We start from the raw sequence: 14,397 nt of genomic DNA on the forward strand, positions 1-14,397 counted from the left end.
GCCGCCGGGGGTGCGGGGCGCCGCGGACCGGTCTCATCCCCTCTGGTCGTACCCCTCCCGGGCCTGCGCCACCTTGGGCAGGTTTCCGGTGGCCCAGTCGGCGAGGTGGGCGAAGAGCGGGGCCAGGCTGAGGCCGAGTTCGCTGATCTCGTACTCGACGCGCGGGGGCACCTCCGGGTGGTAGGTGCGCACCACCAGCCCGTCCCGCTCGAGTTGGCGCAGTCGCTGGGTCAGCACCTTGGGCGTGATGTTCGTGATCGCGCGCTCCAGCTCGCCGAAGCGCTGACGGCCCCGGGCGTGCAGCGTCCACAGGATCGGCGTGGTCCAGCGGCTGAAGACGATGTCCACGACAGGGGCGATGGGGCAGGCCAGTTCGGGATCGGTCGGGTCGCCGGTCATGCGCACCTCTCGGGAAGCCACTTTCCTCTGGGTACCTACTATACCGGCGGTGTTAGCGTCGTTCCGCGAGGTCAACCACCCATGCGGAACAAGGAGTTACCCATGATCGTAGTGACGGGGGCGACCGGGAACGTCGGCCGTGAACTGGTCCGTTTCCTGGCGGCCGAGGGCGAGCGGGTGACCGCCACGTCCCGGAACATCTCGCAGACCGACGTCCCGGACGCCGTGCGGCCGTCGCGTTCGGATCTCACCGACGCGGAGAGCCTGCGGCCGGTGCTCGACGGGGCCGAGGCCCTGTTCCTCCAGAACGGTGGCGCCGGCCTCCATCTGCTCAGCCCGCGCGATCTCCTCGACGTGGCCAAGTCCGCCGGGGTCGGCCGCGTCGTGCTGCTGTCGTCCCAAGGGGTGTCGACCCGGCCGGAGTCGGAGTCGCACGGCCGGCTGGCGGGCGCGATCGAGGACGCCGTGCGGGAGTCGGGGCTGCGGTGGACGATCCTGCGGCCGGGCGGCTTCCACTCCAACGCCTTCGCCTGGGCGGAGCCGGTCCGCGTCCACCGCACCGTCGCGGCCCCCTTCGGCGACATCGGTCTGCCCACCGTCGACCCGGCCGACATCGCCGCGGTCGCCGCCGTGGCCCTGCGCGAGGAGGGACATCACGGCCGGATCCACGAGTTGACCGGGCCCGCCCCCACGACGCCGCGCGGGCGGGCGGAGGCCATCGGCAGGGCGATCGGCGAGCCGGTCCGGTTCGTCGAGCAGACGCGGGAGGAGGCGCGCGCGCAGATGCTGGCGTTCATGCCCGAGCCGGTCGTCGAGACCACCCTGTCCATCCTCGGCGAACCGACGCCCGCCGAACGCCTAGTGAGCCCGGACGTGGAACGCGTGCTGGGCCGCGCGCCGCGCCCCTTCGAGGAGTGGGCGCGCCGGAACGCGGCCGCGTTCCGGTGAGTCGGCGAGTCGGTGAATCGGCGCGTCGGTGAGCCGCTGCGGCGGTGCCCGGGGGTGCGCCGCGGCGGCGATGCGGCGATGGTGGTCCCCGCTCGCGGCCGTGGCCGCGATCGACGGTCAGACGTAGGTCATCGGGCAGCCGTGCCGCAGGGAGTACTGGGCGGCGCGCAGGTACAGCGCGACATAGAAGGCCGCGTCGGGGTCGTCGGCCCACGGCCCCGGCCGCGCCTCGGCCGCCTTCCTCGCCCCGCCGCCCTTGAACTCCTCCATGAACCACAGGCTCAGCGCGAGGTTCTCACCCGCCGGTAGCGCGTCCAGCGGCAACGCGACGGCTCCGGCCAGCCGCTCGGCCAGGGCGAGGACCCGGGCCGCGCCCGCGACCGACGTCTCGTCCCCGGTGTACGCGGTGGCGACCGGGAGCACGATCTCCTCCTCCAGCGGCAGCGGCACCAGGACGGACCAGTCGAGGAGGGCGGACGATTCCGCACCGGTCAGGTGCGCCCGGCACAGCGCGGTGAAGCCGTCCATCGAGGGGCTGATCTTCTCCTCGAACCAGCCGCGCGCGCCACGCACGGCCGCCGCGCGCGGCGCGTACGGCGGCAGCCCGCGCCGCCGCAACTCCGTGTTCAGCGCGGCCGCGACGTCCCCGTACCCGTCCTCGCCGGGCTCCGACCAGTCCCGCGCGGTGACGCTCACCAGATAGACACCCATGATCGCAACGTACCGCCCGCCACCGACAACGCCCCCGGCCGCTGATGACAACCAGGGTGAACAAGCGCTTAGATAGGTGATCGAACGCTTGCCGAGACCACCACCGATCCGCCGGGAGGCCCCGTTGTTCACGTCCGTCGACGATGTCTCCGCCCGGCTCGCCGAGAGCGGCTACCTGGCCTCCCCCGCCGTCGCCACGACCGTCTTCCTCGCCGACCGGCTCGGCAAGCCGCTGCTGGTGGAGGGCCCCGCCGGAGTCGGCAAGACGGAACTCGCCAAGGCCGTGGCCCAGGTGGCGGGGGCCCGGCTGGTGCGGCTCCAGTGCTACGAGGGCGTCGACGAGTCCCGGGCGCTGTACGAGTGGAACCACGCCAAGCAGTTGCTGCGCATCACCGCGGGCCGCGACGAGACATGGGACGAGACCCGCACGGACATCTTCAGCGAGGAGTTCCTGCTCCCCCGCCCCCTGCTGACCGCCATCCGCGGCGACGAGCCGACCGTCCTGCTGATCGACGAGACCGACAAGGCCGATGTCGAGGTGGAGGGACTGCTCCTCGAAGTACTCGGCGACTTCCAGGTCACCGTCCCCGAACTCGGCACGATCACCGCCACGCGCCGTCCGTTCGTGCTCCTCACCTCCAACGCGAGCCGTGAGCTGTCGGAGGCGCTGCGCCGCCGCTGCCTGTTCCTCCACATCGACTTCCCCGACGAGGAACTGGAGCGGCGGATCGTCCGGCTGAAGGTACCCGGCATCGAAGCCGCGCTGGCCGAGTCCGTGGTCCGGGTGATCGGCGCGCTGCGCGCGATGGACCTGCGCAAGGCGCCCTCCGTCGCCGAGACCATCGACTGGGCGCGCACCCTGCTCGCGCTCGGCGCCACCGCTCTCGACGAGCACGTCGTACGCGACAGCCTGGGCGTGATCCTCAAGCACCAGGACGACATCCTGAAGGCCGGCGCGAAGCTCGACCTGGACGCCGTGTGAGCGCCGAGGTCGGCGACCGGCTGGTCGGCTTCGTCGCCGCGCTGCGGGCGCACGGCCTGCGCGTCGGCACCGGAGAGACGGTGGACGCCGCGGAGGCGGCGGCGGCACTGGGGTTCGCCGACCGCGGCCTGCTGCGCGAGGGGCTCGCCGCCACGCTCCTGCACGCCCCGGACCAGCGGCGGGTCTTCGACACCGTCTTCGACCTGTACTTCCCGTACGGAGTGGGCGCGCCCGAGGGAGATCCCGGCGACCGGGACGACCTGCGTGACCGGCTGGCCGCCGCGCTCGCCGCCGACGACGCGGCGATGCTGGCCCGGCTGGCGATCGAGGCGGTCGACGGGCTGGGCGGGTACGGGAGTTCGCCCGGTTCCGACGGCTGGTCGTCGCACCAGACGCTGGAACGCCTGCGCCCGCAGACGCTGCTTGCCCGGGTGCGGGACGACATCCGCGCCCGGGGTGGCGGCGCCGGGTTCACCGACCGCCTCCTGGAGGACGAGATCCGGCGGCGCATCGAGGCCTTCCGCGGCCTGGTGGCCGGGGAGGCGCGGCGCCGGGTGGCGGAGCGCCGGGGGCGGGACGAGATCGCCCGGCGGGCGGTGGCGCCCACCGCCGACCGGGTCGACTTCCTGTACGCCGGGAAGGACCGGCTGGCCGAACTGCGGCGGACGGTACAGCCGTTGGCCCGCAAGCTGGCGACCCGGATGGCCGCGCGCCGGCGCCGGGCCTCCCGGGGCACCATCGACCTGCGGCGTACCCTGCGCGGCTCGCTGTCGACGGGCGGTGTTCCGATGCGGCCCGTGCTGCGCCGCCGCCGTCCGGCCCGTCCCGAACTGGTGCTGCTGTGCGATGTGTCGGGGTCGGTGTCCGGCTTCTCCGACTTCACGATGCTGCTGGTGCAGGCACTGCACGACCAGTTCGGCAAGGTGCGGGTGTTCGCCTTCGTCAACCGCGTCGACGAGGTGACCGGCCTGCTCGAACGCGGCGCCGCCGATCCGGAGGGTCTCGGCGCCCGCATCCGGTCCGAGGCGAACCTGACGGGCTACCACGGCAGCAGCGACTACGGCATGGCCCTGGGCGAGTTCGCCCAGCGGTACGGTGCGGCGGTCGGCCCCCGCTCCACGGTGTTCGTGCTCGGCGACGCCCGGACGAACATGAGCGATCCGAACCTGGCCGCGCTGCGGCAGATCGCCGAACAGGCCCGTCATGTGCACTGGTTGAACCCGGAGCCCCGGTCCCTGTGGGGCACGGGCGACTCGGCGGCCCCCGAGTACGCCGAGTCGGTCGCGATGCACGAGTGCCGCAACGCTCACCAACTCGGCGCACTGGTAGGGCGGTTGCTCCCGGTCTGAGACGGTTGCCCCGGCCTGGGCGGACCCCTGGCCGGGGAGGGAAGCCGTGGGTCGGGGGCGGTCGCCTTCGGTCCGGGGCCGCCGGGCTCGGTCCGGCCCTACTTCGCCCTACTTCGCCTTCGCGTAGTCCTTGGCCATCGACCCGGCGAAGTCGTACACCACGCACTGTTCGTCGCCCACGACCCAGGCGTCATGGCCGGGCGACACCACGAAGACGTCGCCTGGGCCCAGTTCGCCCTCGCCGCCCTCGTCCATGGTGATGTGCATACGGCCCTGGACCACGTATCCGTTGTGGTGGATCTGGCAGGTGTCGGTGCCCGCGAGCGACGCCAGCGACTCGGACCAGCGCCATCCCGGTTCGAAGGTCGCCACGGCGAAGTCCAGTCCCGTCATATGGACCGCCTCGAGGTGACCGCGGGGGAAATCGCGCCGCTCGTCCGGCTTCGCGAGCGCCTTCACTTCCATCATGACGCTCCTCCTTCCGGCCGCGCCTCACCACGGCCGGGGCCGGTCTCCCCGGCGGCCTGGACGTCGCCGGTCGGGGGCCGAGCCCCACCCCTCCATCCTCCGCCCGTCCCACGAGGGCCGCCAATCGGTCACGGCGGCCCTCAGGAGCCGCCGCACAGCTCGGCGAACCGGCCCGTGTCGATGTTGCCGCCGGAGATGATCACGCCGACGCGCGGGGGCAGAGCACCGGCCCGCCCGGCGAGGAGGGCCGCGATCGGGGTGGCGCCGCTCGGCTCCACCACGATCTTCAGCCGTTCGAAGGCGAACCGCATGGCGGCGCGGATCTCGTCGTCACAGACCAGGGCGATCTCGTCCACCAGCCGCCGGTTCACCGAGAAGGTCAGCTCCCCGGGCGTGTTCAGGGCCTGGCCGTCGGCGATGGTGCGCGGCACCGCGATCTCGACCCGCCGGCCCGCCTCCAGCGACCGTTTCGTGTCGTCCCCGGCCTCCGGTTCCACCCCGACGATCCGGGTGCCGGGCCGCAGCCCCTTGACCGCGGTCGCGCTGCCGGCGATCAGTCCGCCGCCCCCGACCGGTACCAGCAGGGCGTCCAGCTCGCCCGCCTCCTCGATCAGTTCGAGCGCGGCGGTGCCCTGCCCCGCCATGACGTGCGGGTGCTCGTAGGGCGGGATCAGCGCCAGACCCCGCTCGGCGGCCAGCGCCTCGGCGATGGCCACCCGGTCGCCGGTGAAGCGGTCGTAGGTCACGATCTCGGCGCCGTAGCCCTCCGTCGCCGCCCGCTTGGAGCGGGGCGCGTCCTCGGGCATGACGATCACGGCGGTGGTGCCGAGTTCGCGCGCTGCCAGGGCGACGGCCTGGGCGTGGTTGCCGGAGGAGTAGGCGGCGATGCCCCGGGCGAGCTGCTCGGGGGCCAGCCGGGAGGCGGCGTTGTAGGCGCCGCGGAACTTGAACGCGCCGACGCGCTGGAAGTTCTCGCACTTCAGCAGGACCTCGGCGCCCACCAGCGCGTCCAGGGTGCGGGAGCGGAGCACGGGCGTGCGGTGCGCGACGCCCTTGAGCCGGGCTGCCGCGTCGCGCACGTCGTCGAGGGTGATCGGCGGGGGTGTGGTCGTCACGGGTGTGCTCCCTCGGGGTGGTCGTCGGTGCCTTCGGTGGTGGCGGTGCCATGGGCCGGGGTATCGGCTGTGGCCCTGGCCTGGGAGAGGTAGCTGTAGGCGGAGGCGCGGGAGATGCCTAGGCGGGCGGCGACCTGTTCGATCGCACGGCGTACGGCGAACACGCCGCGTTCGTCCAGGCTGCGGAACAGCGTCAGGCGCCGCGCCCGGTCGAGGCCGGCCCAGGTCTGGTCCTGCCTCCGCAGATGCGCGTCGAGGAGGGCGTCGACGACGGAGTCGATGTCGTCGCCGAACGTGGTCACCGGGGTCTCGGCCCGGCCGCCCGCCGCTCCCGCGAGCGCGGCCAGCAGGCCCTGCACCCGATCGACCTCGGTGACGTCCACGTTGACGCACAGCGCCCCGAAGACGGCGCCCGCCGAGTCGCGCAGCACCATCGTGGACGACTTCACCAGCCGTCCGGCGCCGGTGCGGGTGACGTAGTTCAGCTCGTCGACGGCGTCGGCGCCCCGGGCGAGGACCCGCATGCCGATCTCGCTCATCGCCCCGCCGACCGTCCGGCCCGTCACCGATCCGGCCACGGCGACGACGGATTTCTCCGGTCGGCGGTAGTCGTGCAGCACCACCTCGCACACCGGCCCGAACGTCGCCGCGATCCCGTCGACGACGGGGGTGAGCGCACGCAGGATCACGTCCCGCTCGGTCTCCCGGGATTCCATGACATCGATTAGACCACACGTCCAGACACTGGACCAGCAGTCCAGGATCGGAGGCGGCCGCGCGGACACCTTCAGGGGAACCGTCGATCAAGGGGGTGGTGTCGCCAATTGCCGCTTATCTAGGATGGGTTGTCGACCGCGCCCGTTCGTGGCACGGCGGCGATCTGGGGGAAGAGATGCAGCCTGGCAAGCAGCTGTCCACGTCGATCGATGCGGGCGTCCCCACAGCGGCGCGCATGTACGACCACTACCTGGGCGGCAAGGACAACTACGCGGCCGACCGGGCGGCCTGCGAGGAACTCGACAAGGTCGTCCCCAGCACCCGCGCCCTCGCGCTGAACAACCGGCGCTTCCTCCAACGGGTCGTGAAGACCCTCACCCAGGAGTTCGGGATCCGGCAGTTCCTGGACCACGGATCCGGCCTGCCCACCCAGGACAACGTGCACCAGGTCGCCCAGCGCGTCGACCCGACCGCGCATGTCGTCTACGTCGACAACGACCCCATGGTGCTCGTGCACGGCCGGGCCCTGCTGGAGCAGGACGAGCGGACCACCGTCATCCACGCCGATCTGCGCGAGACCGAGGCGATCTTCGCGCACGAGGACACCCGGCGCCTGATCGACTTCTCGCAGCCGGTGGCCGTGCTCTTCAACTCGGTCTTCCACTGCATCCCCGACAGCGACACCGACGGCCCGCAGGCGGTGGTGCGCCGGGTGACGGAACGCCTCGCGCCCGGCAGCTTCCTGGTGATGTGTCAGCTGGTCAGCGAGGATCCCCAGGTCAGGGAGTTCGTCACCGACTTCATGGACAAGGCCACACAGGGCCATTGGGGCCGGGTGCGCCGGCAGAGCGACGTCGCCTCGTTCTTCGAGGGCACGGAGATCCTCGAACCGGGGCTCGTGGAGGTCTCCACCTGGCGCCCCGACACCGAGGTCGCGCCGCGTCAACTCACCCAGGAGTGGATCGAGTTCGGCGGCGTGGGCCGTCTGGGCTGAACCGTCTCACCTCACGGGGCGGCGGGGTAGAGCCGCTCCGCCGTCTCCTTCAGCAGCGCCATGGACGCACGCGGATCCAGCGCCTCGTCGGCGAGCCGGTCCAGCGCGACCCGGTACTCCTCCGTCTCGTCCCGGTCCTCCAGGAAGGTCGCGCTCCTGATCTGCTCCAGATAGACGACGTCGGGCAGATCGACGCCGCCGAATCGCAGATAGGTGACCGGTATGGCCGGCGCGGAGGCGTGCGTGACGTCCAGCGGCACGACCTGGACCGTGACATGGGGCAGCTCCGCCAGCTCCACGAGGTGGGCGAGCTGCTCGCGCATCACGTCCCGGCCGCCCAGCACCCGCAGCAGCACGGACTCGTCGAGGACCGCCCAGATCCGCGGGGCGTCCGGACGCCGCAGCAGTTCGGTGCGGCGCGTCCGCAGCTCCACCCGGCGCTCCACCTCCCGGGAGGTGGCCGAGGGCAGCCCGCGCTCGACGACGGCACGCGCGTACGCGGGCGTCTGCAACAGGCCCGGCACGTACTGGATCTCGAAGGTACGGATCGCGGTGGCCGCCTCCTGGAGACCGACCAGCCGGTCGAACCACTCGGGCATGAGCCGCTTGTCGTAACGCTGCCACCAGCCCGGTTCACCCGCCTGCCGCAGCAATCGAAGCAGTACGGAGGCCTCGTGGTCGTCGGTCTCGTACAGCGACAGCAGCGCGCGGACGTCCGCCTCGACGGGCGGCCTGCGGCCCTTGCCCGCCTCGATGCGCGACAGCTTCGCCGCACTGAACCCGACGGCCCGCGCGGCCTGGTCCTGGGAGAGACCGGCGTCCTCCCGGATACCCGCCAGCTGTACGCCGACCAGCATTTTCAGCAAGGTCGGGGCGGGCTCGGCCCGGTTCAGATACGGTTCGAGACGGGACACTCGAGGCGACTCGACGGACATCCTGACTCCCCGTGGACCGGCAGACGACAGACCGCAGTATCGCATCCGAAGCCCTCCGAGCGCACGCGGCACGGGAATTGAGCCTCCATGCAGCTCTATCGGACCAGGTGGTCGAACTCCCCGCCCTTCGCCCCGGCCACGAACGCGGCCACCTCCGCCGGCGTGTACACCAGCGCCGGACCGTCGGGGTCGCGGGAGTTGCGCAACGCGACGCCTCCCCCTTCCAGGGCCGCGACCTCCACACAGTTGCCCTCGGCGTTGCTGTGACTGCTCTTGATCCAGCGGACACCCAGCGAGCTCGCCCGGACTCCGTTCGACGCTGACGACATGGCACTCTCCTCGCTCGTACGCGCAATTTCTCGTGAAATTGCACGAGGACCTCGTCAGCGTGGATAATAGCCATGCCGTCAACCGCACTTCCAACTCCACGTCCTGACGCCGCCTCAGGGAGATGCCCCGTGTCATCACCTGCGCAGATCCGGAGCCACGAGTCCGTCTCCGTCCGCGACTCCCCCAGAACCGCCGCCCTGTACCTCACGGGCAGCCGCGAGGGATTCGCCCAGGCACGGGACTTCACCCAGCGCACCCTCGACTGCTGGTCCCTGGGGCGCTGCACCGACGACGCGCTCACCGTCGTGACGGAACTGGCCGCCAACGCCGTCCTGCACGCGCTCCCGCACACCTCGACGAACGAGTTCCCGATCCGGCTCCGGCTCACCCTGCGCCGCGCGCACCTGGTGTGCGCGGTCACCGACCCGAGCGACAGCCTGCCCGTCCACTCGCGCGCCTCGGACGCCTTCCTGGAACACGGCCGCGGACTGCACATCATCGAGGCCCTCTCCGAACACTGGGGCTGGACCCGGCGCGCACCCGTGGGCAAGACCGTCTGGGCGATGCTGCCGACCCGCTCCCGTCCCGCCACCGACTCCGACCCGATATCTGACACCTGAGATGACTGCGACGAAAAGACCCGCCCCGCTCAAGGACCTGGGACACGTGCCATGGCCCGAGATCAAGGATTCCACCGGCTCCGCGGCGGGCATCCCCTTCCTGCTCACCACGGTCGCCCGCGGCGACGCCGACAGCGCCGGCTCCGCACTCGGTCAACTGCGCCGCCGCATCTGCCAGTTCGGCTTCGTCGTCGACGAGGCGACGGCGGCCACGGTGCCCTTCCTCTGGGAACTGGTCCGGCTTCCCCAGGTCACCTGCCGCGCGGAGATCCTGCGCCTGCTGAAGAGCATCGCCGACACCCGGCAGTGGGAGACCACCGCCGCCGCGTATCCCAAGCTGCTGCACCACCCCGACAACTACGTGGGATGGGAACGCGCGGCCCGGCACGCCGTCCACGCCCAGCGCGACGTCCTGCGTCAACTGCTCGCCGAGCCGGACACCGAGATAGTGCGGGCCACCACGGAACTCGCCGCGACCCTGGCCGAGTGACCAGCACGCCCCGGGGCACACCCCACCCGGTGCCGCTCCTTCCGCGCACCGCCGTACCCGACCGCTAGGTTGACCGCATGAGCAACCTTGACCGCGCGCCCGTACCGAGTGTGTGCGGCGGCCGTGGATTCGTCGTCGCCGAACCCGTCCGCGAACTGCTGAGCCCCCGGCAGGTGAAGCTCGGCGGGTCGACCGAGGTGCGCCGGCTGCTGCCGAACCTCGGCCGGCGCATGATCGGCGCCTGGGCGTTCGTCGACCACTACGGCCCCGACGACATCGCCGACGAGCCCGGCATGCAGGTCCCGCCGCATCCGCACATGGGCCTGCAGACGGTCAGCTGGCTGCACGAGGGCGAGGTGCTGCACCGTGACTCGACCGGCAGCCTCCAGACCATCCGGCCCGGGGAACTCGGTCTGATGACGTCGGGGCGGGCGATCAGCCACTCCGAGGAGAGCCCGCGCTCGCACGCCCGGTACCTGCACGGCGCCCAGCTGTGGGTCGCGCTGCCGGACGCCCACCGGCACACCGACCCCCGCTTCGAGCACCACGCCGGCCTGCCCACGGTCACCGCCCCCGGCCTCACCGCCACCGTCCTCCTCGGCGCGCTCGACGGCGCCTCCTCCCCCGGGACGACGTACACCCCCCTCGTGGGCGCCGACCTGGCCCTCGCCCGGGGCGCCGACGTCCGGCTGACGCTCGTGCCCGACTTCGAGTACGGCGTGCTGTCGATGTCCGGCGAGACGCGGGTGGACGGGGTGCCGGTGCTGCCGGGCTCGATGCTCTACCTCGGCTGCGGCCGCACCGAACTGCCGCTGCGCGCCGAGTCCGACGCGGCCCTGATGCTGCTGGGCGGCGAGCCCTTCGACGAGGAGCTCGTCATGTGGTGGAACTTCGTCGCCCGCTCCCAGGAGGAGATCGTGCAGGCGCGCGAGGACTGGATGCGGGGGTCACGGTTCGGCGAGGTGAAGGGCTACGACGGCGCGCCCCTGCCCGCGCCCGAGCTGCCCGCCGTGCCGCTGAAACCACGCGGACGGGTGCGCTGACCCGGCAGGGCGCCGCTCTCGCGTACGCCCTGCCGGGCGCCCCCGCTAGCGGTTGACGGATCGCATCCCCGCCTCGTCGTAGCGCTCCCCCGCCGCCTCCGGCAGCTCCGCGTCGATGCGGGCCAGGTCGTCCTCGGTCAGCGTGACATCCACCGCGGCGGCGTTCTGTTCCAGGTACGTACGACGCTTGGTGCCCGGGATCGGCACCAGGTCCTCGCCCTGTGCGAGCACCCAGGCGATGGCCAGCTGGGCGGGGGTCACGTCCTTCTCGGCGGCGATCTCCTTCACCTTCGCCGCCAGCCGCACGTTCGCCGCCAGGTTGGCGTCCTGGAAGCGCGGGTTCTCACGGCGCCAGTCGTTCGCGTCCAGCTCGTCCGGCGAGGTGAACCGCCCGGCGAGGAAACCGCGGCCGAGCGGCGAGTACGGCACGAAGCCGATGCCCAGTTCACGGCAGGCGGGCAGCACCTCGTCCTCCACGTCCCGCGACCACAGCGAGTACTCGCTCTGCACCGCGGTGACCGGGTGCACGGCGTGGGCGCGGCGAATGGTCTCCGCGCTCGCCTCGCTCAGGCCGATGCACCGCACCTTGCCCTCGGCGACCAGCTCGCCCAGCGCGCCGACCGTCTCCTCGATGGGGACGTCCGGGTCGACCCGGTGCTGGTAGTACAGGTCGATGTGGTCGGTCCCCAGCCGCTCCAGGGAGCCGTGGACCGAGCTGCGCACGTGCTCGGCGGAACCGTCCTGCGGGCCGACCGTGCTGATGTCTCCGGGTACGGCGCCGTCCATCCGGTAGTTGAACTTCGTCGCGATCACGTACTCGTCGCGATGCCCCCGGATCGCCTCGCCCAGGAGGGACTCGTTGGTGAGCGGCCCGTACATCTGCGCGGTGTCGAGGAAGTTCACCCCGACGTCGAGGGCATGGCGGATGGTCGCGATCCCCTCCGCCTCGTCGGCGGATCCGTAGAAGGCGGACATACCCATGCACCCCAGGCCGATGGCCGATACCTGGAGATCCCGCAGACTGCGCTTCTGCATGTCGTGTCCCAGCCTTTCGCTACACACTTGTTCGTCGGTCGGAGCGCGCGGAGCCCCACCTCCATCTAGCGACGGAATCCGGCGCCCGGCATCCCGTGAGAGGTACCGGACGAAACGGGGCTTCGCGCGCCGGGTGTCTGCGACGCTACGACCTGGAGCGCACTCCAGCGCAAGCCGGCGAGGCCGCCCCTATACGACGCCCTGGGCCGTCATCGCCTCCGCCACCCGCAGGAAGCCCGCGGTGTTGGCGCCCAGGACGTAGTCGTCGGGGGTGCCTCCGTAGGTCTCGGCGGTGGCGCGGCACTGGGCGTGGACCGCCCGCATGACAGCGGCCAGACGGGTCTCGGTCTGCTCGAAGGTCCATACGTCGCGCGAGGCGTTCTGCTGCATCTCCAGCGCGGACGTGGCCACGCCGCCCGCGTTGGCGGCCTTGCCGGGCCCGAACAGGACTCCCGCCTCGCGGAAGATCTCGATCGCCTCCGGCGTGCACGGCATGTTGGCACCCTCGGCGACGGCCAGGACGCCGTTCTTCACGAGCGTCCCCGCTTCCTGTCCGCCCAGCTCGTTCTGCGTGGCACACGGCAGCGCGATGTCGCACGGCACCTCGAAGACCGAGCCCCGGTCGGAGAACCGTGCGGTGGGCTTGGCCTCGGCGTAGGCCGACAGACGCGCCCGCCGCACCTCCTTGACCGACTTCAGCAGCTCCAGGTCGATGCCGTCCGCGTCGACCAGATAACCGGAGGAGTCCGAACAGGCCACCACGGACCCGCCCAGCGCGTGCACCTTCTCGATCGCGTAGACCGCCACGTTCCCCGAGCCCGAGACGACGGCCTTGCGGCCGTCGAAACCGTGTCCGCGCGTGGCCAGCATCTCCTGCGCGAAGTAGACCGCGCCGTAGCCGGTGGCCTCGGTCCGGGCCTGCGAGCCGCCCCAGGAGACACCCTTGCCGGTCAGGACTCCCGCCTCGAAGCGGTTGGTGATCCGCTTGTACTGGCCGAAGAGGTAGCCGATCTCGCGCCCGCCCACCCCGATGTCACCGGCGGGGACGTCGGTGTGCTCGCCCAGGTGCCGGTACAGCTCGGTCATGAACGCCTGGCAGAAGCGCATGATCTCGTGGTCACTGCGGCCCTTGGGGTCGAAGTCCGAGCCGCCCTTGCCGCCGCCGATCGCCAGGCCGGTCAGCGCGTTCTTGAAGATCTGCTCGAAGCCGAGGAACTTCACGATGCCGAGGTTCACGCTCGGGTGGAAGCGCAGACCGCCCTTGTAGGGGCCGAGCGCGCTGCTGAACTCGACCCGGAAGCCGCGGTTGACCTGGACCCGGCCCGTGTCGTCCACCCACGGCACTCGGAAGATCAGCTGCCGCTCGGGCTCGCACAGCCGCTCGGGGATCATCGCGTCGACGTACTCCGGGTGTGCCTGCAAGGCGGGCGCCAGCGTGTGCAGCACCTCTCCCACCGCCTGGTGGAACTCGGTCTCGCCGGGGTTGCGCCGGCAGACCTGTGCGTAGACGGCCTCGATGTGAGCACTGGGGTTCATGCGCGCCTGCTCTCCTGTGATCCGCCGGGCACGCGTCTCGTCCGGCGTGCCCGGCCTTCTGTCTGCAAACGAATACGGACGGCAGGAGTCCCTGTGTCAGCGGAGAAGGTCACCGATATGAGGCGGACACCGGGTCGCGGGCGCTGCCGCGGCGGGCGACCCGGGCGGCGGGTCAGTTCTCCTGGAGCAGGGAGAGAACGTTTCCGGCGGGGTCGGTGAACCAGGCGATCGCCGCCGGGCCTTCGCCGTCACCGCGGACGACGCCCTGCTCGTCGTGGTCGAATCCGGGGTACCGCTCGAGGGTCACACCGCGTCGCTGCAGTTCGCCGACGGCGGCCTCGATGTCGTCCACGGGGAAGTTGAGGACCGTGAACGTCGCGGGAGCGTGCTGCTCCTTGGGGTAGACGAAGACCTGCGCGCCGCTGCCGAGCTCGAGGATGAGCATCCGCATCTCGCCGCTGCCGGTCTCCTGCACCTGAAGGCCGAGAACCTCGCCGTAGAACCGGCGGGCCTTGTCGAGATCGTCGACCGAGAAACCGCTGAACGCCTGCGACTGACCGAGCATGCGTACGTCTCCTTCACGGGTGATCCGTCCTGGCGGTCCAGCGCACACCACGCGCGCCGTGGGCCGCCACGCCGCCACGCACGGGGCGTCCGGATGGTCGTGCGCCCTTCACCCTCGCGCGGTGCGGCGGCGCCTCCCGCCGGGGCGGGAGGCGCCGCGT

17 protein-coding genes are annotated in these 14,397 nt (G+C 71.7%); 7 read left to right on the forward strand and 10 right to left on the reverse strand.

What is annotated here, in order from left to right:
* Positions 1-33 precede the first annotated feature (33 nt).
* The gene (locus tag OG440_RS03975) at positions 34-399 is read right to left on the reverse strand and encodes a helix-turn-helix domain-containing protein (protein ID WP_351756772.1); all 366 of its coding nucleotides are present in this window, start codon (positions 397-399) and stop codon (positions 34-36) included.
* A 102-nt stretch (positions 400-501) separates the two neighbouring features.
* Here OG440_RS03975 and OG440_RS03980 point away from each other — a divergent pair, with 102 nt between their 5' ends.
* The gene (locus tag OG440_RS03980) at positions 502-1,347 is read left to right on the forward strand and encodes an NAD(P)H-binding protein (protein ID WP_406005417.1); all 846 of its coding nucleotides are present in this window, start codon (positions 502-504) and stop codon (positions 1,345-1,347) included.
* Between the two features lie 117 nt (positions 1,348-1,464).
* Here the strand turns inward: OG440_RS03980 and OG440_RS03985 are convergent, their stop codons facing one another.
* Positions 1,465-2,058 (reverse strand): hypothetical protein, encoded by a 594-nt coding sequence (locus OG440_RS03985; protein WP_406005418.1) that lies wholly within the window; start codon positions 2,056-2,058, stop codon positions 1,465-1,467.
* Between the two features lie 124 nt (positions 2,059-2,182).
* On the opposite strand from OG440_RS03985, the gene OG440_RS03990 reads away from it, so the two are divergent.
* Both OG440_RS03990 and OG440_RS03995 read left to right on the forward strand, forming a co-directional pair.
* Complete coding sequence (locus OG440_RS03990) at positions 2,183-3,040, forward strand: AAA family ATPase (protein WP_406005419.1); 858 nt, start codon at positions 2,183-2,185, stop codon at positions 3,038-3,040.
* A complete protein-coding gene (locus OG440_RS03995) occupies positions 3,037-4,389 on the forward strand; it encodes a vWA domain-containing protein (RefSeq protein WP_406005420.1) in 1,353 nt (450 codons plus the stop codon). Before OG440_RS03990 ends, OG440_RS03995 begins: the two co-directional genes overlap by 4 nt.
* A 108-nt stretch (positions 4,390-4,497) precedes the next feature.
* Here OG440_RS03995 and OG440_RS04000 read toward each other — a convergent pair whose 3' ends face one another.
* From OG440_RS04000 to OG440_RS04010, 3 genes are all read right to left on the reverse strand, one after another.
* Positions 4,498-4,857, reverse strand: coding sequence for a cupin domain-containing protein (locus tag OG440_RS04000; protein WP_406005421.1), 360 nt, complete (start codon positions 4,855-4,857; stop codon positions 4,498-4,500).
* 140 nt (positions 4,858-4,997) lie between these two features.
* Positions 4,998-5,972, reverse strand: a complete 975-nt coding sequence (locus OG440_RS04005) for a pyridoxal-phosphate dependent enzyme (RefSeq protein ID WP_406005422.1) — start codon at positions 5,970-5,972, stop codon at positions 4,998-5,000.
* Complete coding sequence (locus tag OG440_RS04010; protein WP_406005423.1) at positions 5,969-6,688, reverse strand: transcriptional regulator; 720 nt, start codon at positions 6,686-6,688, stop codon at positions 5,969-5,971. The genes OG440_RS04005 and OG440_RS04010 overlap by 4 nt, the downstream gene beginning before the upstream one ends.
* A gap of 176 nt (positions 6,689-6,864) precedes the next feature.
* On the opposite strand from OG440_RS04010, the gene OG440_RS04015 reads away from it, so the two are divergent.
* On the forward strand, positions 6,865-7,683 hold the full coding sequence (locus tag OG440_RS04015) for an SAM-dependent methyltransferase (protein ID WP_406005424.1): 819 nt from the start codon (positions 6,865-6,867) through the stop codon (positions 7,681-7,683).
* Between the two features lie 11 nt (positions 7,684-7,694).
* Here the strand turns inward: OG440_RS04015 and OG440_RS04020 are convergent, their stop codons facing one another.
* Both OG440_RS04020 and OG440_RS04025 read right to left on the reverse strand, forming a co-directional pair.
* Positions 7,695-8,618 carry a helix-turn-helix domain-containing protein gene (locus OG440_RS04020; protein WP_406005425.1) on the reverse strand — a complete coding sequence of 308 codons (924 nt, stop codon included), beginning with the start codon at positions 8,616-8,618 and terminating at the stop codon, positions 7,695-7,697.
* Between the two features lie 95 nt (positions 8,619-8,713).
* Complete coding sequence (locus OG440_RS04025) at positions 8,714-8,947, reverse strand: DUF397 domain-containing protein (protein WP_406005426.1); 234 nt, start codon at positions 8,945-8,947, stop codon at positions 8,714-8,716.
* Between the two features lie 129 nt (positions 8,948-9,076).
* Here OG440_RS04025 and OG440_RS04030 point away from each other — a divergent pair, with 129 nt between their 5' ends.
* The 3 genes from OG440_RS04030 (at position 9,077) to OG440_RS04040 (ending at position 11,101) form a co-directional block, all read left to right on the forward strand.
* Positions 9,077-9,568, forward strand: coding sequence for an ATP-binding protein (locus OG440_RS04030; protein WP_406005427.1), 492 nt, complete (start codon positions 9,077-9,079; stop codon positions 9,566-9,568).
* Positions 9,569-9,614: 46 nt separating this feature from the next.
* Entirely contained in the window at positions 9,615-10,058 is a 444-nt protein-coding gene (locus OG440_RS04035) for a hypothetical protein (protein WP_406005428.1), read from the forward strand.
* 77 nt (positions 10,059-10,135) lie between these two features.
* Positions 10,136-11,101 (forward strand): pirin family protein, encoded by a 966-nt coding sequence (locus OG440_RS04040; RefSeq protein WP_406005429.1) that lies wholly within the window; start codon positions 10,136-10,138, stop codon positions 11,099-11,101.
* A gap of 45 nt (positions 11,102-11,146) precedes the next feature.
* Here the strand turns inward: OG440_RS04040 and OG440_RS04045 are convergent, their stop codons facing one another.
* The 3 genes from OG440_RS04045 to OG440_RS04055 all read right to left on the reverse strand — a co-directional run bounded on the left by OG440_RS04045 (position 11,147) and on the right by OG440_RS04055 (position 14,237).
* Positions 11,147-12,136, reverse strand: coding sequence for an aldo/keto reductase (locus OG440_RS04045; protein ID WP_406005430.1), 990 nt, complete (start codon positions 12,134-12,136; stop codon positions 11,147-11,149).
* Positions 12,137-12,325: 189 nt separating this feature from the next.
* The gene (gene gdhA / locus OG440_RS04050; protein ID WP_406005431.1) at positions 12,326-13,672 is read right to left on the reverse strand and encodes an NADP-specific glutamate dehydrogenase; all 1,347 of its coding nucleotides are present in this window, start codon (positions 13,670-13,672) and stop codon (positions 12,326-12,328) included.
* 172 nt (positions 13,673-13,844) lie between these two features.
* Complete coding sequence (locus OG440_RS04055; protein ID WP_406005432.1) at positions 13,845-14,237, reverse strand: VOC family protein; 393 nt, start codon at positions 14,235-14,237, stop codon at positions 13,845-13,847.
* Positions 14,238-14,397 lie beyond the last annotated feature (160 nt).

This window comes from Streptomyces sp. NBC_00637 (assembly GCF_045161545.1).
GTDB lineage: Bacteria > Actinomycetota > Actinomycetes > Streptomycetales > Streptomycetaceae > Streptomyces.